This is a genomic window from Niveispirillum sp. CC-CTL257, assembly GCF_059489915.1.
The window spans coordinates 900491-924213 of the sequence record NZ_JCAJXE010000003.1; the positions used below are offsets into that span (position 1 = coordinate 900491).

The 23723-nt window shown below is 63.0% G+C and carries 21 protein-coding genes, 1 pseudogene and 1 riboswitch; of the genes and pseudogenes, 10 read left to right on the forward strand and 12 right to left on the reverse strand.

Annotated features, from left to right (window positions below):
* The first annotated feature begins 92 nt into the window (after nucleotides 1-92).
* Nucleotides 93-398: a PepSY domain-containing protein gene (locus ABC729_RS20685; RefSeq protein WP_495609493.1), complete on the forward strand. Its 306-nt coding sequence runs from the start codon at nucleotides 93-95 to the stop codon at nucleotides 396-398.
* The gene (locus ABC729_RS20690; RefSeq protein WP_495609494.1) at nucleotides 398-976 is read left to right on the forward strand and encodes a cytochrome b/b6 domain-containing protein; all 579 of its coding nucleotides are present in this window, start codon (nucleotides 398-400) and stop codon (nucleotides 974-976) included. Before ABC729_RS20685 ends, ABC729_RS20690 begins: the two co-directional genes overlap by 1 nt.
* Nucleotides 977-1045: 69 nt before the next feature.
* Here the strand turns inward: ABC729_RS20690 and secD are convergent, their stop codons facing one another.
* From secD to ABC729_RS20735, 9 genes are all read right to left on the reverse strand, one after another.
* Nucleotides 1046-3589 (reverse strand): protein translocase subunit SecD, encoded by a 2544-nt coding sequence (gene secD / locus ABC729_RS20695; protein WP_495609495.1) that lies wholly within the window; start codon nucleotides 3587-3589, stop codon nucleotides 1046-1048.
* A 77-nt stretch (nucleotides 3590-3666) separates the two neighbouring features.
* Nucleotides 3667-4038, reverse strand: a complete 372-nt coding sequence (locus ABC729_RS20700) for a hypothetical protein (protein WP_495609496.1) — start codon at nucleotides 4036-4038, stop codon at nucleotides 3667-3669.
* 69 nt (nucleotides 4039-4107) lie between these two features.
* Complete coding sequence (gene atzF / locus ABC729_RS20705) at nucleotides 4108-5862, reverse strand: allophanate hydrolase (protein WP_495609497.1); 1755 nt, start codon at nucleotides 5860-5862, stop codon at nucleotides 4108-4110.
* The gene (uca, locus tag ABC729_RS20710; protein ID WP_495609498.1) at nucleotides 5862-9377 is read right to left on the reverse strand and encodes an urea carboxylase; all 3516 of its coding nucleotides are present in this window, start codon (nucleotides 9375-9377) and stop codon (nucleotides 5862-5864) included. The genes atzF and uca overlap by 1 nt, the downstream gene beginning before the upstream one ends.
* An 18-nt stretch (nucleotides 9378-9395) precedes the next feature.
* On the reverse strand, nucleotides 9396-10046 hold the full coding sequence (locus ABC729_RS20715) for an urea amidolyase associated protein UAAP2 (protein ID WP_495609499.1): 651 nt from the start codon (nucleotides 10044-10046) through the stop codon (nucleotides 9396-9398).
* A gap of 19 nt (nucleotides 10047-10065) precedes the next feature.
* Entirely contained in the window at nucleotides 10066-10881 is an 816-nt protein-coding gene (locus ABC729_RS20720) for an urea amidolyase associated protein UAAP1 (protein ID WP_495609500.1), read from the reverse strand.
* A 14-nt stretch (nucleotides 10882-10895) separates the two neighbouring features.
* A complete protein-coding gene (locus ABC729_RS20725; RefSeq protein WP_495609501.1) occupies nucleotides 10896-11726 on the reverse strand; it encodes an ABC transporter ATP-binding protein in 831 nt (276 codons plus the stop codon).
* The gene (locus ABC729_RS20730; protein WP_495609502.1) at nucleotides 11723-12544 is read right to left on the reverse strand and encodes an ABC transporter permease; all 822 of its coding nucleotides are present in this window, start codon (nucleotides 12542-12544) and stop codon (nucleotides 11723-11725) included. The genes ABC729_RS20725 and ABC729_RS20730 overlap by 4 nt, the downstream gene beginning before the upstream one ends.
* A gap of 67 nt (nucleotides 12545-12611) precedes the next feature.
* Nucleotides 12612-13688: a putative urea ABC transporter substrate-binding protein gene (locus ABC729_RS20735; protein ID WP_495609503.1), complete on the reverse strand. Its 1077-nt coding sequence runs from the start codon at nucleotides 13686-13688 to the stop codon at nucleotides 12612-12614.
* Between the two features lie 68 nt (nucleotides 13689-13756).
* A riboswitch (guanidine-I (ykkC/yxkD leader) is annotated at nucleotides 13757-13874 on the reverse strand.
* Between the two features lie 207 nt (nucleotides 13875-14081).
* On the opposite strand from ABC729_RS20735, the gene ABC729_RS20740 reads away from it, so the two are divergent.
* From ABC729_RS20740 to ABC729_RS20750, 3 genes are all read left to right on the forward strand, one after another.
* Nucleotides 14082-14591 (forward strand): TIGR00645 family protein, encoded by a 510-nt coding sequence (locus ABC729_RS20740; RefSeq protein ID WP_495609504.1) that lies wholly within the window; start codon nucleotides 14082-14084, stop codon nucleotides 14589-14591.
* A 116-nt stretch (nucleotides 14592-14707) separates the two neighbouring features.
* The gene (locus ABC729_RS20745) at nucleotides 14708-15076 is read left to right on the forward strand and encodes a DUF6249 domain-containing protein (protein WP_495609505.1); all 369 of its coding nucleotides are present in this window, start codon (nucleotides 14708-14710) and stop codon (nucleotides 15074-15076) included.
* Between the two features lie 114 nt (nucleotides 15077-15190).
* Nucleotides 15191-16009 carry a substrate-binding periplasmic protein gene (locus tag ABC729_RS20750; protein ID WP_495609506.1) on the forward strand — a complete coding sequence of 273 codons (819 nt, stop codon included), beginning with the start codon at nucleotides 15191-15193 and terminating at the stop codon, nucleotides 16007-16009.
* Here the strand turns inward: ABC729_RS20750 and ABC729_RS20755 are convergent, their stop codons facing one another.
* From ABC729_RS20755 to ABC729_RS20765, 3 genes and pseudogenes are all read right to left on the reverse strand, one after another.
* A complete protein-coding gene (locus ABC729_RS20755) occupies nucleotides 16010-16267 on the reverse strand; it encodes a hypothetical protein (protein ID WP_495609507.1) in 258 nt (85 codons plus the stop codon). It lies immediately after the preceding gene.
* A 183-nt stretch (nucleotides 16268-16450) separates the two neighbouring features.
* A pseudogene (locus ABC729_RS20760) lies at nucleotides 16451-16786 on the reverse strand (MFS transporter); the annotation flags it as partial.
* Nucleotides 16787-16811: 25 nt separating this feature from the next.
* Nucleotides 16812-17777 carry an alpha/beta fold hydrolase gene (locus ABC729_RS20765; RefSeq protein WP_495609508.1) on the reverse strand — a complete coding sequence of 322 codons (966 nt, stop codon included), beginning with the start codon at nucleotides 17775-17777 and terminating at the stop codon, nucleotides 16812-16814.
* A 138-nt stretch (nucleotides 17778-17915) separates the two neighbouring features.
* On the opposite strand from ABC729_RS20765, the gene ABC729_RS20770 reads away from it, so the two are divergent.
* From ABC729_RS20770 to ABC729_RS20790, 5 genes are all read left to right on the forward strand, one after another.
* Nucleotides 17916-18758 (forward strand): helix-turn-helix domain-containing protein, encoded by an 843-nt coding sequence (locus ABC729_RS20770; protein WP_495609509.1) that lies wholly within the window; start codon nucleotides 17916-17918, stop codon nucleotides 18756-18758.
* A gap of 119 nt (nucleotides 18759-18877) precedes the next feature.
* Complete coding sequence (purT, locus tag ABC729_RS20775; RefSeq protein WP_495609510.1) at nucleotides 18878-20050, forward strand: formate-dependent phosphoribosylglycinamide formyltransferase; 1173 nt, start codon at nucleotides 18878-18880, stop codon at nucleotides 20048-20050.
* Nucleotides 20050-21267, forward strand: a complete 1218-nt coding sequence (locus ABC729_RS20780; RefSeq protein WP_495609511.1) for an MFS transporter — start codon at nucleotides 20050-20052, stop codon at nucleotides 21265-21267. Before purT ends, ABC729_RS20780 begins: the two co-directional genes overlap by 1 nt.
* A 3-nt stretch (nucleotides 21268-21270) precedes the next feature.
* Entirely contained in the window at nucleotides 21271-22212 is a 942-nt protein-coding gene (locus tag ABC729_RS20785) for an AEC family transporter (RefSeq protein ID WP_495609512.1), read from the forward strand.
* Nucleotides 22213-22424: 212 nt separating this feature from the next.
* On the forward strand, nucleotides 22425-23705 hold the full coding sequence (locus tag ABC729_RS20790; RefSeq protein WP_495609513.1) for an efflux RND transporter periplasmic adaptor subunit: 1281 nt from the start codon (nucleotides 22425-22427) through the stop codon (nucleotides 23703-23705).
* Nucleotides 23706-23723: the final 18 nt, after the last annotated feature.

Sequence of the window (23723 nt, forward strand, 5' to 3'; positions counted from 1 at the left end):
GCCGTTTTTCTTTTTGTGGCGCATTCAGATTGGGTTCAGCGCCGTCCTGTCAGGATCGGTTCCATCATCGATCCCACAGGAAGAAACCCATCATGCCTTATCCTCGTTTTCTAGCCGGCTTGTTGTTGACCGGCTCGCTTGCCGCGGGTGCCTATGCTTATGCACAAGGGGCCGGCACTGGTGCGGCTCCCGTTGTCGGCCAGACGGCGTCCATTGACACGCTCCCCGTGCCGGTACTGCTCGACAAACTATCGGCTCAGGGGTACCGCGACGCCCGCTCTGTTGAACGCAAGAGCGGCAAACTGGTGGAGGTGAAGGCTATCGGTCCCGATGGGCATCGACAGGAACTTTATGTCGATGCCCGCACCGGTGAAATCCTGAAGGTGGAGCGCGACTGATGGCTGACATGACATTGCCGGTGGGGGAGGCCGCCTCCGCCCCGCCGAAATCCGATACTGTCCGCGTTTGGGACCCACAGGTGCTGCTTGTTCACTGGGGAATTGCCACCGCCTTTGTGATCGCCTGGCTGACAGCAGAAGAGGTCATGGCGGTGCATGAGGCGGCGGGCCTCGCCATCATCGCCCTGATCGGACTGCGTGCGCTCTGGGGCTTGATCGGCAGTAGCCATGCCCGCTTCAGCGATTTTACGCCGTCAGGTGCCGGGCTTCTGGCCTATATGCGCGCGCTGGTTCAGCGCCGGGCGAAGCGGCATCTAGGGCATAATCCCGCCGGCGGTGCCATGGCGCTGACATTGTGGTTTGCCCTGCTGGGTACGGCGGCGCTGGGCCTGCTGACCCGCTATCCCGTGCCAGCCCTGCGCCCCTACGGCCACTGGCTGGAGGAAGCGCATGAACTGCTGGCCAATGGCACCCTGGTCCTGGTGGGCCTACATCTGGCCGGTGTCCTGGCCAGCAGTCTGCTGCACCGGGAGAACCTGGCCCTGTCCATGCTGACGGGACGCAAGCGGGCGGAATGACAAAACCCGCACAAACAAAAACCCCGGCGCCCTTCGGTGCCGGGGTTTTGTCTTTGCGGAACGTCGGGATCAGGCCTTTGCGGCCTCGCCCTCGCTGCCCTCGGTACCCGGCGGGTCTTCCGCATCCATCGTCTTGCGCAGCCGGTTTTCACCCAGATAAAGCAGGATCGGGGCCGCAATGAAGATGGAGGAGGAGGTCGCCAGCAGGATACCGAACAGCAGAGCCCAGGCGAATTCCCGCAACGCCTCGCCGCCATAAAGGGCCAGCGGCACGATGGACAGGAACACCGCGATGTTGGTGTTGATGGTACGGGTCATGGTCTCGTTGATCGAGCGGTCGATCAGCTCACGCAGCGGCATCCGGCGGTAAAGCCGTAGATTCTCGCGCACGCGGTCATAGACCACGACCTTGTCGTTGATGGAGAAGCCCATGATGGTCAGCATGGCCGCCACGGCCGTCAGGTTGAACTGCAAGCCGGTCAACGCATAGAAGCCGATGGTCTTGGTGACGTCCAGCATCATGGTTACCACCGCACCCACACCGAACTGCCACTCGAAGCGGAAGGTAATGTAGAGCAGCATGAAGAAGGCGGCCAGCCCCAGCGCCAGCATACCGTCGCTGAACAGTTCCTGGGACACGGACGCACCCACCGCTTCGACGCGGCGCACCTCCGACCCGGGGAAGTTCTGTTCCAGGGCGGCGGTCACGGCCTTGATGGCGGCCTGCTGATTGCTTTCCGCTCCTTCCTGACGTTCCATGCGCAGGATGACGTCGCGGTCGGTGCCAAAGGCCTGCAGGGCCACAGGGCCGACATTCACGCCCTCCATCACCTGACGCATCTTGGGGAAGTCGGTGGCCTCTGCCGTTCGCACCTCCATCACGATGCCACCGGCAAAGTCGATGCCGTAATTCAGGCCCGGTTTGAAGAACATGGCCACCGACGCCGTGGACAGGATCACCGACAGGGCCAGACCGACATGGCGACCATTCATGAAGTTGATCTTCATGCCGGCGGTCTTCAGCTTGATGGGGCCGAAGAGGGGCAGTTCCTTGGCGCGGGTACGCTTGTACCAGATGGCGGTCAGAAGACGGGCCACCAGCGTGGCCGTAAACATGGAGGTGATGATGCCCAGCGACGTGGTGACTGCGAAGCCCTTCACCGAGCCGGTACCCACGACATAAAGCAGGACCATCTTGATCAGGGTAGTCAGGTTACTGTCGATGATGGTGCCACGGGCCTTGATATAGCCCGTCTCCAGTGCCGACAGGGCCGTCTTGCCCTTGCGCAGTTCCTCGCGGATACGTTCATTAATCAGGATGTTGGCGTCCACCGACATACCAAGCGTCAGCACCACACCGGCAATGCCGGGCAGGGTCAGCGTGGCTTCCAGCATGGCCAAGCAGGACAGGGTCAGGAACAGGTTGAACACCAGGGCGGCATTGGCGATCAGGCCAAAGAAGCCATAGGTCAGCCACATATAGGCAAAGACCAGGACAACACCGACGATACAGGAAATGACGCCGGCCTTGATGCTGTCAGCCCCCAGTTCCGGCCCGATCGACCGTTCTTCGACCACGGTCAGCGGGGCGGGAAGGGCACCGGCGCGCAGCAGGACAGCCAGTTCGGTCGCCGTCTGAGCCGTGAAATTACCGCTGATCTGACCGCGACCGCCCAGGATCGGTTCGTTGATGACGGGGGCGGAAATGACGCGACCATCGAGGACGATGGCAAAGGGCCGCCCGACATTTGCCTTGGTAATGTCAGCGAAGCGGCGGGCACCGATGCTGTCAAAGCTGAAGGACACCACCCAGCGGCCCGATTGCGGGTCGGCACTGGGCTGGGCATCGGTAAGGGTTGCGCCATCGACCTCGACGCGCTTGCGGACCAGGACCTGACCACCACCGGCTCCCCGGTCGCTGTTCTGCAACCATTCAAAGCCCGGCGGGGCGGACGATCCTGGAGCCACAGTGGCGTCGCCCACCAGATGGAAGGTCATCTTGGCGGTCTGACCCAGCAGACGCTTGATACGGCCCGGATCGGTAACGCCCGGAAGCTGTACCAACACGCGGGAGGCACCCTGGCGAGCCACGATGGGTTCATTCACGCCCGTCTCATCGATACGGCGGCGGACGATTTCCAGCGACTGGTCCACGGCCTTGCTGACACGATTAGTCAGGGCCTGCTGACCGAAATCCAGGCGCAGGCGTCCGGCTTCGGGCACGATGGTGAAATCGGCGATCTCACCGGGCAGGGATGCCTGGGTCAGGGGGCGCAGGGCGTCGGTGATGCGCGGTGCATCGCCCGGATCGGCCAGACGCACAATCAGGCCGTTGCCTTCCACCGCAACGCCGGCGGCGCGCAGGTCGGCAGTGCGCAACAGGCCGCGCACCTCGTCCACGGCATTTTCCAGCCGCTCGCGCCTCACGGCCTCGGCATCCACCTCCAGCAGAAGGTAAGAACCGCCCTGCAGGTCAAGGCCGAGGTTGAAATGGCGCATGGGCAGCCAGGAGGGCATGTTGTGCGGCCCCACCAGACTGGGGATGGCCAGCGCACTGCCCAGGAAGCAGATCAGCAGAATTGCGATGGTCTGCAGGCGTGTGAATTTTAACATGGCATTTATCCGATCATCGGCGGCAGCCAGATGGCTGCGCCCAGGTGATCAAGGGAGGGTGCGGAATGAATGGCGGATCAGGGCCGGGCGGGTGGCCCACGCGGCTGCCCAGGACCGGCGGCCAAGCGGCGGGCATGGATGGCCTCGGGTTCCGCCAGGGTCGCTTCGGCTGGGACGCGCTGATGGAAGAAGGCACTGGCGACGGGTAGGGCAGGACCGCCATGGCTCGCCCCCGTCAACGCCTTGCCATCAATGCGCAAGGTGGCTTGGATCAATGCCGGCTGGGCCGGGGCCGTCAGCCGCTGTTCACAGCCGCTATCATCCGGGCAGGCAGACAGGGCCGGGACCAGCCCCGCCCGCGCCATCGCATCGCCGCCACCCATGGCAGCCGCCAGCAGCACAAAGGCCGCCAGAAGCAGGAAACGCCATCGGGTGAAAGTAAGACGCAAGGGGACCACCATCCAGACCATGAAGGATGGAGGAATACGCTGGTGTTGGCTTGCTGGCAAGCGGCAGGGTTAGGCCAGACTGGCGCGGTAGGCCCGCCAGCCGCCGAAATGGGTGATATCGGTGGCACCAGCCAAGGCGTGGCTTTCGCATAGGAAACAGGTGACCTGTCGGCCATCATTCAGCGTCACCTTGCCCACACCCAGGGGGGCGGGGATGCGGGCGACGAACTGGCCGAAGGCGGCGGGGGGCAGGGCCCATTCTTCGGCCACGATGCCGGGACCTTCGAAGGCGGGTTCGCGGACCAGGCCGGGTTTCGGCGGCACGGTGCCGGCCAGGGCATAGAAGCGATAATCAGGGGCGGTGCGGACATCGGCCAGCTTGATCCCGCCAACGCTGGTCAGCTCGTGGTTCAGCGGCATGCCGGATAGATGGGCCCCAACCACCACGATGGGCAGCCAGTCGGCTTGTATGGTTGGCATGATCTCTCCCTTACCATGCAGTCGGCTGGCCAGAACGGCCAAACCATTGTCTGTGAAGGCAGGCCCGATGAGCGTCACGCCGAAAGGCAGGCCATTGGGGCGGAACCCGGCGGGCACGGCCACCGCCGCACAATCCAGCAGGTTCACGAAATTGGTATAACGGCCCAGATTGCTGTTCAGCCGCACCGGATCGGCCAGCATGTCGGCGACCGTGTAGATGGTGGGCGTGGTCGGCAGCAGCAGCAGATCGACATCGCACCACAGGCGGGCAATTTCCTGGGCATAGAAAGCCAGGGAATATTGGCCGACAAATGCCTCTACCGCCGTTTTGCCCTGGGCATCGGCGACGATGCTGCGCACCGTCGGGTCCATGGCATCGGCCTGGCCTTCAAAAAATTCCTCAATCGCGGCCAGACGCTCGGCCACCCAGGGTCCGCCATACAGCAGATGGGCGCATTCGCGCAGTGGCTTGTAATCAAACGGCACCGCCGTACCGCCCAATGACACCAGCCGTTCCACCGCCGCATCATACAGCGCCTCTGCAGCATGATCGCCCAGGAACTCCTTCTCCGCCCCCGTCAAAACCCCAAAGCGGAAGCCGGACAGGCGTAGGGGCCGGGTCTGTGCCGGCCGTGAGAAGGGGTCGGCAGCATCGAACCCTTCGGCCACACGCCGCACCAGATCGCCGTCGGCCACATCATGGGAAAGGACGGTGATACAGTCCTGCGACCGGCAGGCCGGCACTAGACCGCTGGTGGACAGCAGGCCCTTGCTGGGCTTGATGCCCACCAGATCGTTGAAGGAAGCCGGAACCCGGCCCGATCCCGCCGTGTCGGTGCCCAATGCGAATGCCACTTGCCCGCGCGCCACCACCACCGCCGAGCCGGAACTGGACCCGCCGGAAATATAGTCGCTATTGAACACACAGCGTGGGGCCCCATAGGGGCTGCGCGTGCCATTCAGGCCGGTGGCAAACTGGTCCAGGTTGGTTTTGCCGACCAGAATGGCCCCGGCGGCGCATAATTTCGCCACTACCGTGCTGTCGGCGGCAGGCGTGAAGGCAAAGGCCGGGCAGGCGGCGGTGGTTGGCAGGCCGCCTGCGTCGATATTATCTTTGGCCGCAAACGGGATGCCCCAGAGCGGCTTCGTTGGGTCATAGCCCGTGGCCGCCAGGGCCGCCGCTTCGGCACGCAATTGTTCGGCGGGAACCGTGCTGATCCAGGCGGCGGGGTCGGGGTTAGCGGACAGCCGATCCAACACCGCCTCGATCACCGTGACCGGGCTGGCCTTGCCGGTGCGATACAGGTCGGTCAGGGCCTGAATGGTGAGTTTTTTGGGCAACATCAGACGATATCCTCCACAATGGCGACGGTCTGTCCGGCATTCACGGTACGTCCCGGCTTCACCGTCACCTCCCGTATCCGGCCCGCCGTGGCGGCCTTGACCTCCATCTCCATCTTCATGCTTTCCAGGATCAGGATGGTGTCACCGGCGGCAACCATCTGCCCTGGTTCCACCATGATCTTCCAGACATTGCCCGTGACACCCGTTTCGATACCGGAACAACCGTCGGGAAGGGCGGTGGCGTCGGCTGTTGGGCCGCCATCATCGCTGACGAAACTGTCCAGGCCCTTGGCCTTCCAATCCTCTCGCTCGGCCTCAAACGCCGCCTGCTGGCGGGTTTTGAAGGCGTCGATGCTGTCTGCATTGTCGGCCTGGAAACGCAGATGGTCGGCGTAATCCAGGGTGGTTTCCTCAATCCGTATCGGATAGCGGCCATGGGGGAAGGCTTCGCGTGCCTCTTCCAATTCCTGTTCTGTTACGGGAAAGAAACGAATCTGGTCAAAGAAGCGCAGCAGCCAGGGGCTGCCCTGCTGGAACGGCGGCGTGCTGCGCCAGGAATTCCAGACTTGGATCGTGCGGCCAAATAATTGATACCCGCCCGGCCCCTCCATGCCATAGATGCACATATAGGCACCGCCGATGCCGACGGCATTCTCCGGGGTCCAGGTGCGGGCGGGGTTGTATTTGGTGGTGACCAGCCGGTGGCGCGGGTCCAGCGGGGTGGCGACCGGGGCACCCAGATAGACATCACCCAGCCCATAGACAAGGTAGGAGGCGTCAAAGACGATGCGCTTCACATCCTCCTGGCTGTCCAGCCCGTTGATGCGGCGGATGAACTCAATATTATCGGGGCACCAGGGGGCGTCGGCCCGCACCAGTTCCTGATATTTGGTCATGGCCAGCCGCACCTGCGGATCATTCCAGGACAGGGGCAGATGCACGATGCGGCTGGGCACCTTGGCCTGTTCGATGCTGCCCAGGCTCGCCTCGATCTCTGCCAGCACACCCAGCAGGGTCGATAGCTTCAATGTTCCGTTGTCGTAATGAACCTGAAGGGACCGGATGCCGGGGGTCAGGTCGATGATGCCGGATAGGGCGCGGGCACGGAGCGCTGTAACCAGCAGATGCACGCGCAGCCGCAGGCCCAGATCCAGCGCCATCGGCCCATATTCGACCAACAGATAATCATCCCCCGCCCGGCGATAGACGACCGGCACCGGCCCGTCGATCCGCGTTAGGATGGGGGAGGGCAGGCTGGCGTGGGTGATAACGGTGGGGGCAACGTTCCCCACCGGCACGAAGCGCACCTTGTCGCCGGGGTGCAACTGCCCGACCTTCCACAGATCATCCTTGGCCACGACCACGGGGCAGACAAAGCCGCCCAGGCTGGGGCCATCGGGGCCCAGGATGATCGGCATGTCGCCCGTGAAATCCACGGCTCCGATGGCATAGGCATTGTCATGGATGTTGGACGGGTGCAGCCCCGCCTCCCCCCCATCGGCTCGTGCCCATTTCGGGCGGGGGCCGATCAGGCGCACACCGGTGCGGGCGGAATTGAAATGCACCTCATAGGTGGCGGCGAACAGGTCAGCGATGTCGTCTTCCTGAAAAAAGTCCGGCGCGCCGTGCGGTCCATAATGGACGGACAATTGCCATTCATGGGAAAGGGTGGGCAGGGCTGGTGCCTCTGCCGCCCCCACCGGCAGCCCCGCCAGCGCCAGTGTGTCGCCTGCCTTCAAACAGCCCGTGGCATGGCCGCCAAACCGGCCCAGGGCGAAGGTGGCCTTGGAGCCGAGATATGTCGGCGCATCAAAGCCACCGGCGACGGCCAGATAGGTGCGCTGCCCCGGTCCTTGAATCCGGCCCAGCGCCAGGGTTTGCCCGGCCCGCACCGCCACCGGCGTGCCGTGCGCGATGGGTGCGCCGTCCAGGGTTGCGGCCATCACCGCCCCCGTCAGGGCGATGGTGGCATCAGCGTTGAAGCGTAAGGTAGGCCCGGTCAGCGTGCATTCCAGCGCCGCCGTCCCCTCCGCATTGCCCAGCAAACGGTTGGCCAGACGGAAGGATTTATCATCCATCGGCCCCGATGGTGGCACGCCCACATCCCAATAGCCCAACCGGCCCGGCCAATCCTGGATGGATGTCTGGGCACCGGGCGACAGTACCTCCACCGTGGGGGGGGTGAAGGCGAAATCCTTCAGGACAGAGGTTGCCACCTTGCCCTGTCGGAAAATCTCCGACCCGATGATGGCGGATAGATAGGACAGGTTGGTCTCAATTCCTGTCACGCGGCTGGCGGCCAGCGCCGCCGACAGCTTGTCGATGGCCGCATCGCGGCTATCGGCATGGACAATCAGCTTGGCCAGCATTGGATCGTAATTGGCGGTGACCTCGGTGCCGGTGGCGACCCAGCCATCGACGCGGATATCGGTGGGGAAGGTGACTTCGGTCAGAAGGCCGGTGGAGGGGCGGAAATCAGCGGCGGCGTTTTCGGCGTAAAGCCGGACCTCAATCGCGGCCCCGTGGGGGATCAGGCTGTCCTGGGGGGGCAGGGTGAAATCACCGGCGGCCTGCCGCACCATCCATTCAACCAGATCGACGCCGAACACGGCCTCTGTCACCGGATGTTCGACCTGCAGGCGGGTATTCACCTCCAGGAAATAGACCTGGGCGCGGGCCACGTCATAAATGAACTCCACCGTCCCGGCAGAGGCATATTTCACCGACTGGCCCAGGGCGATGGCGGCATCGCGCAATTGCAGGCGCACGGCCTCGGGCAGGCCGGGGGCGGGCGTTTCCTCCACCACCTTTTGATTACGCCGCTGAAGCGAGCAATCACGTTCGCCGAGTGCGACGACCCCACCCTTGCCATCGCCGAAAATCTGCACCTCAACATGGCGCGCCTCCGCCACGAACCGTTCCAGATAGACGCGGGCATCGCCAAAGCTGCTGGTGGCCATGCGCTGTACGGCGGCGAACTTGGCCGCCAGCTCGTCCGCACTATGGCAAAGCTGCATGCCGATACCGCCACCGCCTGCCGTGCTTTTCAGCATCACGGGAAAGCCGATCTCTGCCGCGGCGGCCTGTGCCTGTTCGACATTCTCCAGAATGCCGGTGCCGGGCAGCAGGGGCACGCCCGCCGCCTTGGCCAGGGCGCGGGCCGTGTGCTTCAGGCCGAAACCCTGAAGATGTTCCACGCGCGGGCCAATAAAGGTGATCCCCGCCGCATTCAGCCGTTCCACAAACCCGGCATTTTCCGACAGGAAGCCATAGCCGGGATGAACCGCCTGTGCCCCCGTCGCCTTGCACGCGGCAATGACGGCGTCGATATCCAGATAGGATTGTTTGGCCGGTGACGGGCCAATATGCACCGCCTCATCCGCCGACAGGACAGGCAGGGTAAAACGGTCGGCGTCGGAATAGACGGCGACAGAGGCAATACCCATGCGCCGCAGGGTTTTGACCACCCGCGCGCAAATCTCGCCACGATTGGCGATCAGAACCTTGGTGAACATCACATATCCCCTTTGGCGTCAGGCGGCCCAGATCAACACCCGGATCGGGGTGGGGTCGAAGGCGTTGCAGGGATTATTCACCTGGGGACAGTTGGAAATGACGCAGAGCAAATCCTGATGCGCCACCATTTCCACATAATCCCCACCCGATGACACGCCATCGGCAATGGCCAGCGTGCCGTCGGGGTCGATGGGCACATTCATGAAGAAATTGATGTTGGGCACGATATCGCGCTTGCCCATGCCATGGCGCGACACGGCGATCAGGAAATTCTCCCGACAGGCGTGCATATATTTGGTCTGATGGCCAAAGCGCACTGTGTTGCTTTCGCAAGAACAGGCCCCGGCGGAGGTGTCATGGCTGCCGCTGGTATCGGCGATGATGGTCGCCAGCGCATTGCCCCGGTTGGAATATAGCACCGAGCCCGGCCCGATATAGGGCGTGCCCTGGGCCAGCACCGTGTCCTGGGCGCTGTAGCGTTCGGTATGGTCGGACAGGCTGTAGAACAGGGTGTCGACCGCCTGACAGCCCTCGCTGTCGATGATGCGGAATACCTGGCCTTTGCGCACAATGCCGGACCAGGGATGCTCGGCCGCAATCACCTCATCATGGATGGCAGTACCCGTGTCGCGGCTGGACAGGACGGAGGTGAAGCTGCTGTTGGTCATAATCTCTTCCCTCCCCCGATCAGGCCGACAGATAGGCGTCGGTATTGATGAAACCACGTACAGCCTCTGCCGTGGCGGTGCGGCACAGATCATCGGCACCGGCGGCGGCGGCCTTATGGATGGTCAGTTCCACCGGCACAGGGGACACGGATGGGGCCAGCGGGTGGGGGGTGTTGGAGATGGCCAGGATCAGGTCCATTTCCGCGCGCAGTGACACGAAATCACCCGGCGTGACGCCCGCTTCATCAAAGCTGAACCGTCCGTCCGCCGTGACGGTGACGGGGGCGAAGAACGTGATGCAAGGCGGAATATCACGCTGGCTCAGGCCATGTTTGCCGACGGCCAGGATGAAATTGTCGCGCGCATTGCGCGCGCCGCTGTCGGGGCCATAGGTACGGGTGACGGATGCCGGGGTGGACCCGCCCACGACCGTATCGTGTCTGCCGCTGCTATCCTCCACAATCGACAGCAACACGCGGCCCATGTCGGAAAACAGCACCCGGCCCTTACGCAGTTCCGCCGTCCACTGAATCTTGATGGTGTCGGCATGGTTATAGCGTTCGGATGGATCGGCCAAATTCCAGGCCAGCAGCGACACGCCCGGCGTCGCATGCGGGTTGGCGATGCGCAAAACCTGTCCCCGCCGGATTACCCCGGTCCAGTACCAGCCGCCGGGCAGCGTTTCTGACAGGGTTACGCTGTCGGCGCTGGGCGGGGCGGTATCGCGCGGCGTGGGTGGGGGCAGGACCAGGGGGGCCCGGCCCGCAGCGGTGGCTTTCAGTTCCAGGTAACGGGCCCGATTGGCGGCGATCTGTTCTGGGGTCTGGCGGGGCATGGCGGCTCCCTCCCTTACGCAGCGTCAGCCGGGTCGTCCCGGTCTGGTTGCCCATCAACAGCGGCCGGGTCGTCCCGGCGGGGCGGATTGGGGTCTGTGCCAAAGCCTGGATTGCCCGCCACGCGGCGGGGCCAGACCTCGATATCGTTGGTGATGCTGGCACCATAACGCAGCCGCTCTTCGGGCAGGTTACGGCGGCGGTCAAAGGCGATGACGCGGGTGCCCAGGTGAAAGGCTTCCGACAGATCATGGGTGACCATGACCACGCTCATCGGATGTTCATGCCACAGTTTGCGCATCAGCTTATGCACATCCCCCCGGATGCCGGGGTCGAGCGCGCCGAACGGTTCATCCAGCAGCAGCACTTTGGGGCGGGATATCAACGCCTGGGCCAGCGCCAGACGTTGCTGCATGCCGCCGGAAAGCTGGGCCGGGTATTTATCCAGCGCGTGGGACAGGCCGACCGCGTCCAGCAACCTGGCCGCTTCATCCCTGGCCTGACGCCGGGCGGCACCGAACAGGCGGCCCAGCACGCCACCACCCTTCAACTCTGCCCCCAGCAGCACATTGCCCAGCACGGTCAGGTGTGGGAACACGGAATAGCGTTGGAACACCACGCCCCGGTCGGGGCCGGGTTCGGGCGAGATGGGCACACCGTCGATCAGGATTTCGCCCTTGGTTGGGGTTTCCTGTGACAGCAGCATGCGTAGAAACGTGGTTTTGCCACAGCCGGACGGGCCGACCAGCGCGACGAAGGAACGGGGTGCGATTTCCAGGTTGATCTGTTCCAGGACCACCTGCTCGCCATATTCCTTCCAGACATTGCGGACGGAGATCTGTGTCATGCCCCGGCCCTCGCATCCTCAAACCACGGGAAGGCCCGGCGTTGCAGCATCCGCAAGCCCAAATCCATCAGGAAGCAGAGCAGCGTAATCCAGACGACATATGGCAGGATCACATCCATCGCCAGATAGCGGCGGACCAGGAAGATGCGATAACCAAGGCCGCTTTCACTGGCAATCGCCTCTGCCGAGATCAAGAACAGCCAAGCAGGCCCCAGGTTGAGGCGGATGCTGTCGATCAGGCGCGGCAGGATCTGCGGCAGCACCACGCGAATGGCAATTGTCCAGCTGTTCGCCCCCAGCGTCTGTGCCTTGATCAATTGCTGTCGTGGCAGATCGTCGATTTTTAGCATCAGATCACGGATCAGGCAGGGCAGCACACCCACCACGATCAGGGTGATCTTCGACGTCTCCCCTAAGCCCACCATGATGAACAGGATGGGCAGCACGGCCAGCGGCGGCACCATCGACACCACCGTGACGAAGGGGGCCAGTGTGGCGCGTACATAGGGTAGCAACCCGGCGGCCAGCCCTACCAGCAACCCACCCGCCGCCGCGACGGCAATGCCTACCGCCAGTCGGGCCAGCGAGGCGCCCGTATCCAGCCACAGCAGCACATCGCCCGTGCGTTTGTCGGCGGTAAAGGCCATTCGGTCGATGGCATCGGCAAAGGCGGTCAGGCCCGGCAGCAACTTGTCCGCCGGGTTCTCCGCCAACCGCACCGCTGAGCCCAGGGCATAGGCAATCAGCACCGCCACGAAGGGTAGAGCCGCCAGCAGCAGCCAGCTTGTCCGGTCGGGTCGCTTGTTGATCAGACGCATGGGCGTCTCCATGGCAAGCTCGTAGCGCGGATTAGCGCAGCGTAATCCGCGCTACGGTTCATGCTACTCACAGCGTTCCGTCGGCCGCCGCCGCCATGTAGGTGTCAGCGAAACGGAACTTCACGAATTTGGTGTTGCCGTAGGTGACGCCGCCCGGAAACTCGATCCCCACAGCCTCCGCCGACGGGGCACCATTACCCAGCAGGCCGTGATCGAACAGGAAGCCGGCGACCTTCTGCATGGTGGCCTTTGGCTCGGTTCCCCGAACGAAGGCCAGCGCGTCGGCCGGCTTGTAGAACATGCGGGTGGCCTTAAGCTGTGCCTCGTACCCGGCGAGATCGGTACCCGACGCCTTACCCATGGCGGTGCGCGCTGCGATACCGGCGGGGGTATTGGCGGACATCAGCGCCATGGTTTCATACCAGATGCCGGCCAGCGCCTTGCCGAAGGCCGGGTTATCTTTCAGCACTTCAGTGTTGGCGACGGTCAGGTCGATGATCTCACCAGGGATCTGGCTGCTGTCGAACACCTTCTTGGCACCGGGCGTGGCCAGGATTTCGGCCACCAGCGGGTTCCAGGTGACCACCGCCGTCACATCCGCCGTGGACCAGGCGGCCACCATGTCGGCATCAGAGGTGGAGACGACGCTGACATCTTTCTTTTCCGTCAGCTTCACGTTCTCCAGGGCGCGGGTCAGCAGATAATGGCTGACCGAATATTCCACCAGATTGACCTTCTGGCCCTTGATGTCGGTCAGCTTGTCTTTGCCCTTCAGGATGACGGCGTCATTGCCGTTGGAGAAATCGCCGACGATGACGGCGGTGGTATCCACGCCGCCGGCGGCGGGAATGGACAGGGCATCCATATTGGTTACGGTCACTGCGTCAAAGGCACCGGCGGTGTACTGGTTGATGCTTTCAACATAATCGTTGAACTGCACCACCTCGATCTTGATGCCGTACTTATCGGCCCATTTCTTCACGATGCCCTGTTCGGCGGCGTACTGCCACGGCATCCAGCCGACATAGATCGACCAAGCCAGCTTGAATTCCTTCTTCGGCGCCGCAAAGGCGGGAAGGGAGAGCAGCGAGGCGGCAACCAGGCCGGCGGTCAATTTTCCAAGGAAGCGGCGCGTCTTCATCATCCAACCCCTGTCGTTCCAAACCGGTTTGGGGGTTGGCGGAGACCGGAAGAGGGCGCCAACCCACCTCGATCTCCCGGGCTTTTGTCCCGCCGTGTACCAGATGCGACCGATGGGATCGGTACCTGGCGGCAGCTCTCGGACCAGTCACCGTGGTCTTCCACAGTCGGAACCCTAGCCACCTTTAATACTCTGCATAGCAGCAAGGGTCGTGCCAGCCGACGGAGGGCCGTTTTACGTGGCGTGCGCGCTGCCGTTGCTGTATCGGCGGGCAGTTTGCCCATGATTGCCGCATAAAATTTGGGCAAGTCCAGCTTTGTCGCGCCTGCGGTTGACAGGCTGGCACCTCTGGGGCCATTTGCCTGCCAGTTGTCCGAGTTGATGGAGTGCCTGTCCGTGATCGAACGTCTGATCGAACGCACATTATATTCGGCCCGCTGGCTGCTGGTGCCGATGTATCTCTGTCTGGCGGTGGTGCTGATCGCGTTCACCATCCGGTTCGGCGTCGAGCTGGTTCATCTGTTCGATTACGCGCTGTATGGAGAGAGCGAAGCCGATCTGATCCTCGCGGCGCTCAGTCTGGTTGACCTGACCCTCGTGGGCAGTCTGGTGGTCATGGTGATGATCAGCGGGTATGAGAATTTTGTTTCCCGCATCGAATTGGGCGAGGATGACGAAAAACTGTCTTGGCTGGGCAAGCTGGATAGCGGCACGCTGAAAGTGAAGGTGGCGGCTTCCATCGTCGCCATTTCCTCCATCCATCTGCTGAAAAGCTTTATGGATGCTGACAAGGTGACAAACGACAAGCTGATGTGGCTGGTCATCATCCACCTGACTTTTGTGGTGTCGGCCGTGCTGATGGGCTGGCTCGACAAGCTTTCCTTCTCCAACAAGGGTAAGGACTGACGATGGGCGGGTCCCTACATTTGTGGCGGATTGGCCCCTTAGGGCCGTTTGGGATGCTTGTCTATGGCGGGAGGTTCATCGTTCCATAGGTCCTGTGTGGGGATGTGGGGGACGCGATGGACTGGAATGTGCTGTTTATCTTCGGCAGCCTGACGCTGGTGCTGCTGGGGTCGTTCTATTTCAACTATCAAGGCCGCCGCGACCTGGCACGCGCGATTCGGCTGGTGGTCGAAAAGGCCGATATGTCCGACCCGGCACTGGCTGCTGACTTGTTGAAATCACTTACGGCATCACCGTCGGACCTGCGACGTGGCACCCTGTTCATCGCTGTCGGGCTGGCCTTTGCGATCCTGGCCATCATTTTGGACCAGCCGGAGGCGCTACGCCCCATGCTAGGCGTGGCGGCCTTTCCCACTCTGGTCGGCTGTGCCTATCTGTTGTTTCATTATCTTTCGCATGGACGCCGCACCGGACCCAGTGTGTGACCTTTTGTTTCAGAGTTGCAATATTTCCAATTAACCATAAGAAATTTATTAAAAAATCCTTAAACCTGGGATATGTGATCTGAACATGTCCCGACGGGTAATGGGGGAACCGGGATGACCGGTCTTTTCAGGGGAATATTTTGGTACTGTACGGTCATTCTGGCCGCGCTCGCCATATACACCCCGGCCATGGCCCGCCCCCTGACTTTCGCCTTCGGTGACCATAATGAAGCACCCTTCGCCATTGTGGAGAATGGGCAGCTGAAGGGCGGCTTCGCGTTGGAATTCGGCCGTGCGTTGGCGTCGCGTCTGGGCCTGGATGCGACGTTCCGGTTCGTTCCGCGCAACCGCATCACGGCTGAAATTTCTACGGGCACTGTCGATGCCTATTGTCTGGCTGCTCAGCCCTATTACCCGGGCTTCACGGCGGATCGGTTCACCCAGTCCTTTTTCACCGATTACGATATCGTGCTGCTGTCCGCCGGGTTGCGCGGTCCGGCGGCCATTGACACTCTGCACGGTGCGCGGGTTGGGACGGTGCTGGGGTTCCTTTATCCTGCTGCGATCGAGACGCTGTTCAGCAGTGCCAAGGCCGAGCGCATTGATGCGCGCAATGCCGAAGGCAATCTGCGGAAGTTGCAGGGGGGACGCCTGGATGCGGTGATCCTGCCCCTGGCGTCATGGCGGTTGGCTCTGTCGCGTGATCCCATGCTGGCGAAGGTCGCACGCCCGGATTTCATCTCCATTGCCGCCCGCGACCGTGTCTGTCTGGTCAGTCCACTCAGTCCGGTCACGGTGTCGGAGATGAATCTGGCCATCCAGTCACTGGTGGCGGATGGAACGCTGGCGGTTCTGGTGCGTGACCTGGGACTATCGACATCCCTGCAATCATCGCAATTACCAATGACGGTGCTGGGCCCGGCGCGGCGCTGATCAGTCCAGCAGCCCGTCAATATCGGTCATCAGGCGCTGACGCCGTTGCACAACGGGTACGTTGTCGGCGTTGATCGCTGGCGTGTCTGCCGCTTCCTGCACGGGCGTTCCGGTGTCGGGCTGTTCATCGGCCAGAACGGCCGCCACCGCTGCTCGCACATCGTCCCGGCGCGCAGCCGGCACCCAGAATTCAAGCCGCACCAGCCCCGCCGCCTTGCGGCGGGCGCGTGCCCTGATTTGCCGGATCGCGTCGCTCATACCGTCACCTCTTCAGATGCGACCACAGTAATGCAACCTGCATGCGAATGAAAAGTGCAGCCGGCGCGGTGCGGTCATTCCATCACGGCGGCATGCTTGTCCAACGCGGCGGTCGCCTTTGGCCTGCGCAACAGCAGCAATAACGGAATGGCTGCCAGCGTGACCAGCATCATCATGTGGAAATCATTGAGATAGGCGATCATCGCTGCAGTTCAGGCTTTCGGTCAGCCAGCCGCCGAGTGTCGGGCCGATGATAGGGTCGACCATAACGCCTGCACCCCACATGGTCATGGCCTGACCATGCCGGTCGGGCGGGTTGATGTTCAGCAGTACCGTCTGCGACAGGGGTACAAGGGCGGCGCCGAACACGCCCTGCAACAACCGCCAGGTCACCATTTCCGTCAGGCTGCCGGCGGTCCCGGATAGCATGGAAGCCGCCGTGAAGCCGACCACGGATACCAGGAACAGCTGTTTTAGCCCGATCCGGTCGGTCAACCATCCCGTCATTGGCGTCATGAGGGCGGATGCGACTTGTTAGCGGCGTTCAGGCAATCCCCCACAGGCGCTTGGCTTCCTCTGCGATCAGGTCGGGAAACTCCTCGGGGAAAAACAGCATACCGCCGGGGATTTCCCGCACCCCCATGGCGTTCGGGAACAGGGTATTCAGATAGGTGGGTGCCTTGGGTGTGAAAATCGGATCGCCGGTGCCCCAGATGATGCGGACGGGCTGTCCCTTCTGACGCAGCACAGCCTCGGTGCCGGCCAGGGAATTGGCTTCCAGGGCCAGGGCATAACCATTGGTCAGGGTCTGATTGGCGACCAGCGGGGCCAGATACATGTCGATAGTGGCCCCCACCATCCGCTCTGGATAGGTGAAGGTCTGGCCACCCAGGCCGATCTTGGATCGGGCGCGGTCATGATCAGCCAGATCAGGGGCCAGCCATTCCCGGGCGAACGCGCCGGCCTTGGCCCGTTCGATCACGGGCAGAAGGGCGGGTGGCGGGCAATCGATTTCCGTATCGCCGTTGGTCAGTAGCAGGCTGCGTACCCTGTCCGGGTACTTGACCAGGAACAGCTGCGCCACGGCGACGCCACTGTCATTGGCGACAATGTCGACATAACGCTCGCCCAACCCATCCAGGAAGGCGGCCAGCATGTCTGCTTGTGCTGCCGGCGCCAGGCTTTGTCCTGCCCGCACCCTGGTATAGCCGAGCCCCAGGAAATCTGGTGCCAGACAGCGCCGCCAGGGCGACAGGCGTTCCAGCTGGCCCCGCCACTGAAACCCGTTCAGCGGAAAGCCGTGCAGGAACAGGGCAGCAGGCCCCTTGCCCCGCTCTACATAGGCGATGTCGCCGAAGCTGGTGTTCAGGAAACGGCGGGCGGCATGAAAGGCGCTGGCGTCAAGGGCTTCGGCTCCTGGGGTTGCGGTGCCACCAAGGACATGGCGCACCGGCAGGGCAGTGGTGGCCAGCAGACCCAGGCTGGACAGGGCAAAGGAACGGCGGTTCATGGCAGGGCTCACGATCAGGGTGGACATGCCACAAGCAATGCCGTGCGGGGGTCATGCCCTCAATGACGCCCCCGATCATGTCGATATGACCTGGCAGGTTATTGTCCTTGGCCGCATTCAGCTCTTACGCTACTCCCCATGATCAAGCCACAGACGCAACCCAACCCCGCCATCGTCCCTTCCAACGCCAGTCTGGGCGTTATGCTGCGCGAATGGCGTGCGGCGCGGCGGTTGAGCCAGCTTGATCTGGCTCTGGACGCCGACATTTCCGCCCGCCATCTGTCCTATATCGAAACGGGAAAGGCGCAGCCGTCGCGTGAGGTGTTGATGCGGCTGGCAGATGCGCTGGAGATGCCGTTGCGCGAACGTAACGGCTTGCTGGTGGCCGGCGGCTTCGCCCCGATCTTCCGGGAGACCGGCCTGGGCACACCCAAGCTTGTGGGCATGAAGCAGGCCATCGAGGCGATCCTGGCGCAGCAGGAGCCCTATCCTGCCTTCGTGTTGGACCGGCGCTGGAACATCATCCAGGCCAATGCGGCGGCGGCGCGGGTGAATGACTGTGTGACGCGCGGCGCGCCGGCGGTTCATGACAATATGATGCGGCAGATTTTCAGCCCCGGTCCCTTCCGTGACGCGGTGGCGAACTGGCATGAGATTGCCGGCGATCTGTTGCGCCATCTCTACCAGGAGGTGGCGATGAATCCCGCCGACCGCGTGGCGAAGGCGTTGCTGGATGAATGCCTGCGCTATCCCGATGTGCCGGCAAGCTGGCGGTTCCGGGACTTGGCGGCGGGGCCATCGCCGATGGTGACTACCATGCTGCACCATCCTGATGGTCGGGTTCTGCAGTTCTTCTCCACCATTACCAGTTTCGCCACACCGTATGATGTGACGCTGGATGAACTGCGTATCGAATGCTGCTTTCCGTTGGATGAGGTTACGGCAGCGATCTGCCGGGACCTGCGGGTTCAGAATATATGACGTCGCCGGCATGCCACCCGCGCGCCGCGCCCCGGTTGCGCACCCGCACCCTTCGCCCTAGGGTCATTGTCCATGGGGGCGCCTTTGGACGGGCAGCCCGGAAGACATAAGGGTGGGCCATGCCTTTCACGGCGAAAATCCTTCTGCTCGGCTCCGGCGAATTGGGGCGCGAGTTCGTCATTTCCGCCAAGCGCCTGGGCGCAGAGGTCATCGCTTGCGATGCTTATGACAACGCGCCGGCCATGCAGGTGGCCGATGGGCGCGAAGTGTTCCCCATGTTGGATGGTGAGAAGCTGCGCGCCGCCGTGGAGAAGCACAAGCCGGACTTCATCGTACCGGAGGTGGAGGCCATCCGTACCGAGATGCTGGCGGAACTGGAAAGCGAAGGCTTCACGGTGGTGCCGTCCGCCCGCGCGACACAGATGACCATGAATCGCGACCGCATTCGTGAACTGGCCGCCGTCGATCTGGGTCTGCGGACCAGCAAGTACCGCTATGCCGAAAGCTTTGACGAGGTGAAGGCGGCTATTGCCCATACCGGTCTGCCTTGTGTCATCAAGCCCGTCATGTCGTCGTCGGGCAAGGGCCAGAGCACGGTGAAGGAAGAGGGGGCGCTGGAGGCCGCCTGGACCTACGCCGTCGCCAATATGCGCGGCGACCGTGCCAAGGTGATTGTCGAGGAGTTCATTCCGTTCGAGTATGAGATCACCCTGCTGACCGTCCGCACCAAGGACGGCATCGTCTTCTGCCCACCCATCGGACATCGCCAGGAGCGCGGTGACTATCAGGAAAGCTGGCAGCCGATGGGCATGCGGCCGGACCTGCTGAAGGATGCGCAGGATATGGCGGCCAAGGTCGTCGACGACCTGGGCGGGCACGGGATTTTCGGGGTGGAGTTCTTTGTGACCAAGGATGAGGTCATCTTCTCCGAACTCAGCCCACGCCCGCATGACACAGGCATGGTCACCCTGACCTCGCAGAATCTGTCGGAATTCGACCTGCATGCCCGCGCCATCCTGGGCCTGCCCATCCCGGCGGTAGAGCTTTACGGACCATCGGCCAGCGCCGTGATCCTCGCCGACCGCGAGGCGAAGGAGTTTGGCTTCTCTGGTCTGGCCAATGCCCTGTTCACGGGTCGCCCGGAACAGGCGGTCGATGTCCGCCTGTTCGGCAAGCCTACCACGCGTCCCTATCGCCGTATGGGTGTGGCGTTGGCCCGTGGTGCCGATACGGACGAGGCGCGGGTGACCGCGCATGAGGCGGCGTCGCGCATCCGCATTGATTACAAGTGATGCCGTCAGGCCCGCCGCCCTTCAGCGCCATGACCGGCATCCATGTTGGTAGCCCGGCCTTCCGCCGGGTATCGCTGGCTCTGTTCGCGGCGGGCTTCGCCACCTTTGCCTTGCTGTACCATGTGCAGCCGCTTCTGCCATTGCTTGCCGACGGGTTCGGCGTGGCCCCGGCTGAGGCCGCCTTGGCTCTGTCTCTTGCCACCGGTTTCCTTTCGGTTTCGCTGCTGCTTTCTGGTGCACTGGCCGATATTTTCGGGCGTAAGCCGGTGATGGTGGCTTCGCTGACTTTGTCGGCGCTGCTGACCCTGCTGACGGCTGTTATTCCGTCCTGGCACGGGCTGCTGCTTGCCCGCGCCTTGTTTGGGGTAACCCTGGCGGGGCTGCCGGCGGTGGCCATGGCCTATCTGGGGGAGGAAATGCACCCCAATGCGCTGGACCGGGCCATGGGTCTTTACATCGCGGGATCGGCGATGGGCGGAATGGCCGGGCGGCTCGTCACCGGTATCGTGGTCGATTTCCTGCCCTGGCAGGTGGCGACCGTCGGCATTGGATTGATGGGATTGCTGGCCTCCTTGGCGGTCTCGCGATCCCTGCCGGTATCGGCGAAGTTTGAACGGCGATCCGCCCGGCCCGGCGGAATGTTTACGGCACTGGCGGCCCCATTGCGCCGTGGCGATCTACGGCTGCTGTTCGCGCAGGGTTTCCTGCTGATGGGCGCCTTTATCACCATCTTCAATTACATGGGCTTTCGCCTGCTGCTGCCGCCGTTCGATCTGCCGCAGTCGGTGGTGGCGCTGATCTTCAGCGCTTATCTGCTGGGCATGGGTTCGTCCTCCTCTGTCGGGCGGTTGACTGCGCGGTGGGGACGGCCGCGGGTCATGGCGGGTGCCGTGCTGATCATGCTGGCCGGCATCGCATTGACCGTGGCCGACAATCTCTATGCCATTGTCCCCGGTATCGGGCTGATGACTTTCGGCTTTTTTGGTGCACATTCGATTGCCAGCGGCTGGGTCGGGGCGCTGGCCCCCTCCACAGGCAAGGCGCAGTCCTCCTCCCTCTACCTGTTTTCCTACTATATGGGGTCCAGCCTTGTGGGGGCTGGTGGTGGCGTGGTTTGGGCGGCACGGGGGTGGGAAGGGCTGGTGGCTGTCGTGGGGGTGATGCTGCTCCTGTCGCTTTTCGCTATTGCTGTCTTGTCGCGAAAGGCACGGGGGTAGGGCATGGATACGATTCTCAACATCATCCTGCCCGTGTTCGGTCTGGTCGCCATTGGCTTTTTCATCGGTCGGCCGCCACTGTTCCCGGCGGATTTTGCCAAGTCGCTGTCCAACTTCATCTTCTATCTGGCGCTGCCCTGTTTGCTGTTCCGTTCCATGGCGTCGCGGGGCCTGCCGCATGGCGACGAGATGAACCTGATCGCCGCTTATTATCTGGCCCTGACGGCCATCATGCTGGCCAGCTTCTTTTATGCCCGCTGGGTCTATCGGGAGACGCTGGGCGGGGCGGCGACCTTGATGCTGGGGTCCTGCTTTTCCAACACGGTGCTGGTCGGCGTCCCTTTGATGCTGGCGGCGTTTGGGCAAGCGGGATTGCAACAGATGCTGCTGTTGGTCACTGGGCATTCCGCTTGGCTGATCGGCATTGCCACCGTCCTGGCGGAGGCGTCCAGGGCTGGAAAGGGGGGCGGGCCGCTGCGCATCGCGGGGCAGACGCTGGTGGCGCTGGTCAAGAATCCGGTAATCCTTGCCATTCTGTCGGGCGTCGCCTTCGGTACTGCTGGCCTTTCCATTCCCGGCCCCATTGATGGTGTGATGCGCATGCTGGGCGAGGCGGCGGTGCCTTGTTCCCTGTTCGCGCTGGGTGCCAGTCTGGTGGGGTTGACGGTCACCGACCTTGTCGGGCGAACGCTGTTCATGAGTGTCGTGAAACTGTTTGTGCTGCCGATGGCGGTGTTTGTTTCCGGCCGTTACATTTTCGATCTCCCGCCGTTGGCCCTGGCCGTGGCGGTCACGACGGCCAGCATGCCCAGCGGCATGAACGCCTTTCTTTTTGCCCAGCGCTATGAAACCCATGTTGCACGCACCGCCAGTTCGACCATGTTGACCACTCTGTTCTCTGCGCTGACCACGGGTCTGGTCATCGATATTTTCCGTGGCGGCTGAAATTGAGGTTTTCAGCGCGTGTGCGGGCTGCGATCGTAATAAATCGTTACATGCGTGAAACCATGTGTGACTTTCCGCCACAATCTTCCGCATGTAATGTCCCGCAATAGGACGGGGGGAACGTTGTTCATCGCAGGGGGCGGTGGGTAGCGGTGGATCGCCCTTGCCCGGTAGCCGCGCCCGTTGTCGCGGCCCCGACGATGGTGAACGATATGACGGTGCAGCCTCTTCACATCCGCCCTGGCCAGGATGGTAACGATAACCGGCCCAATCTTCCGGGTGGGCAGCGCTGGACCCCACCGGGCGGGCGAGGTCCGTCCAAGCTGAAATGGATATTGCTTGGCACTGTGCTGGTGGCCATTGCCGGCGCCGGTGCCTATGTGGCTTTTAAGCCCAAGCAGGCCGCAGACGGCAAGCCGGCGGCCGCCGCTGACAAGGGCGAGAAGGACAGTTCCTCCATCCTGACCGTGACGACGGTCAAGGCCACGTCGAACGACGTGCCGCGCCAGTTGCTGGTCACAGGTTCGCTGGCGTCATGGGACGAATTGCCGATCGGCACGCAGACTTCCGGTCTCGCCATCACCGAGGTGCTGGTGGATGAGGGCGACAAGGTGAAGGCCGGCCAGTTGCTGGCCCGGTTCGATGACAAGGTGCTGCGCGCCGACCTTTTGTCGCGTGAGGCGTCGCTGCGTGAGGCGCAGGCCTTGGCGACGGAAGCCGAGGCCAATATCCGCCGCGCTGAGGAACTGGCCCGTACCGGTGCCATTTCCACCCGCGATCTTGATGCCCGCCGGTCGGCGGCGCTGACCACCAAGGCCCGCGTCGGCGTGGCCGAGGCTGCGCGTGCCCAGGCAGTCGCCCGTCTGGCGCAGACAGAGGTGCGGGCGCCCACCGATGGCACCATTGCCAAGCGCAATGCCCGCCTGGGTGCGGTTATGTCGGCCGGTGGCACGGAACTGTTCCGCATCATCCGCGATGATCGCGTCGAACTGCTGGCCGAAGTGCCGGAGATCGACCTGCGCCAGTTGGCCGTGGGCCAGGAAGCGGAACTGTCCGCCGTCGATATCAACGGCAAGCCCTTTGTTGGGACGATCCGTATCATCTCCCCGGTTGTTGATACCAAGACGCGTATCGGCACCGTGAAGATCGACGTGCCGCACGATCCCTACCTGCGCCCCGGCATGTTCCTGACGGCCAAGGTGCGTACCGGTACCCAAAGCGCGCCGGTGCTGCCGGAAGAGGCCGTAGTTTACCGCGATGCCAGAAGCTGGGCCGTGGTGGTCGATGCCGCCAAGGATGACAAGGGTCACCACACGGTGACCGCGCGGGAGGTGCAGACCGGTCCGCGCGATGGCAATCGTCTGGCTATCCTGTCCGGCGTGAAACCGGGTGAGGATGTGGTGCTGACGGGGGCTGGTTACCTGAAGACCGGCGACAAGGTGATCATCACCGAGGCGCCGAAGGACAAGGTCAACCCGCTTCCCGCCAACTGACCGCCCCATAGAGAAAGG

Excerpts from the sequence above, each read along its gene's own strand:
- ABC729_RS20685 (WP_495609493.1), top strand. The coding sequence starts at position 93 with ATGCCTTATCCTCGTTTTCTAGCCGGCTTGTTGTTGACCGGCTCGCTT.
- ABC729_RS20690 (WP_495609494.1), top strand. The coding sequence starts at position 398 with ATGGCTGACATGACATTGCCGGTGGGGGAGGCCGCCTCCGCCCCGCCG.
- secD (WP_495609495.1), bottom strand. The coding sequence starts at position 3,589 with ATGTTAAAATTCACACGCCTGCAGACCATCGCAATTCTGCTGATCTGC.
- atzF (WP_495609497.1), bottom strand. The coding sequence starts at position 5,862 with ATGTTGCCCAAAAAACTCACCATTCAGGCCCTGACCGACCTGTATCGC.
- uca (WP_495609498.1), bottom strand. The coding sequence starts at position 9,377 with ATGTTCACCAAGGTTCTGATCGCCAATCGTGGCGAGATTTGCGCGCGG.
- ABC729_RS20715 (WP_495609499.1), bottom strand. The coding sequence starts at position 10,046 with ATGACCAACAGCAGCTTCACCTCCGTCCTGTCCAGCCGCGACACGGGT.
- ABC729_RS20720 (WP_495609500.1), bottom strand. The coding sequence starts at position 10,881 with ATGCCCCGCCAGACCCCAGAACAGATCGCCGCCAATCGGGCCCGTTAC.
- ABC729_RS20725 (WP_495609501.1), bottom strand. The coding sequence starts at position 11,726 with ATGACACAGATCTCCGTCCGCAATGTCTGGAAGGAATATGGCGAGCAG.
- ABC729_RS20730 (WP_495609502.1), bottom strand. The coding sequence starts at position 12,544 with ATGCGTCTGATCAACAAGCGACCCGACCGGACAAGCTGGCTGCTGCTG.
- ABC729_RS20735 (WP_495609503.1), bottom strand. The coding sequence starts at position 13,688 with ATGATGAAGACGCGCCGCTTCCTTGGAAAATTGACCGCCGGCCTGGTT.
- ABC729_RS20745 (WP_495609505.1), top strand. The coding sequence starts at position 14,708 with ATGGACTGGAATGTGCTGTTTATCTTCGGCAGCCTGACGCTGGTGCTG.
- ABC729_RS20750 (WP_495609506.1), top strand. The coding sequence starts at position 15,191 with ATGACCGGTCTTTTCAGGGGAATATTTTGGTACTGTACGGTCATTCTG.
- ABC729_RS20755 (WP_495609507.1), bottom strand. The coding sequence starts at position 16,267 with ATGAGCGACGCGATCCGGCAAATCAGGGCACGCGCCCGCCGCAAGGCG.
- ABC729_RS20765 (WP_495609508.1), bottom strand. The coding sequence starts at position 17,777 with ATGAACCGCCGTTCCTTTGCCCTGTCCAGCCTGGGTCTGCTGGCCACC.
- ABC729_RS20770 (WP_495609509.1), top strand. The coding sequence starts at position 17,916 with ATGATCAAGCCACAGACGCAACCCAACCCCGCCATCGTCCCTTCCAAC.
- purT (WP_495609510.1), top strand. The coding sequence starts at position 18,878 with ATGCCTTTCACGGCGAAAATCCTTCTGCTCGGCTCCGGCGAATTGGGG.
- ABC729_RS20780 (WP_495609511.1), top strand. The coding sequence starts at position 20,050 with ATGCCGTCAGGCCCGCCGCCCTTCAGCGCCATGACCGGCATCCATGTT.
- ABC729_RS20785 (WP_495609512.1), top strand. The coding sequence starts at position 21,271 with ATGGATACGATTCTCAACATCATCCTGCCCGTGTTCGGTCTGGTCGCC.
- ABC729_RS20790 (WP_495609513.1), top strand. The coding sequence starts at position 22,425 with ATGACGGTGCAGCCTCTTCACATCCGCCCTGGCCAGGATGGTAACGAT.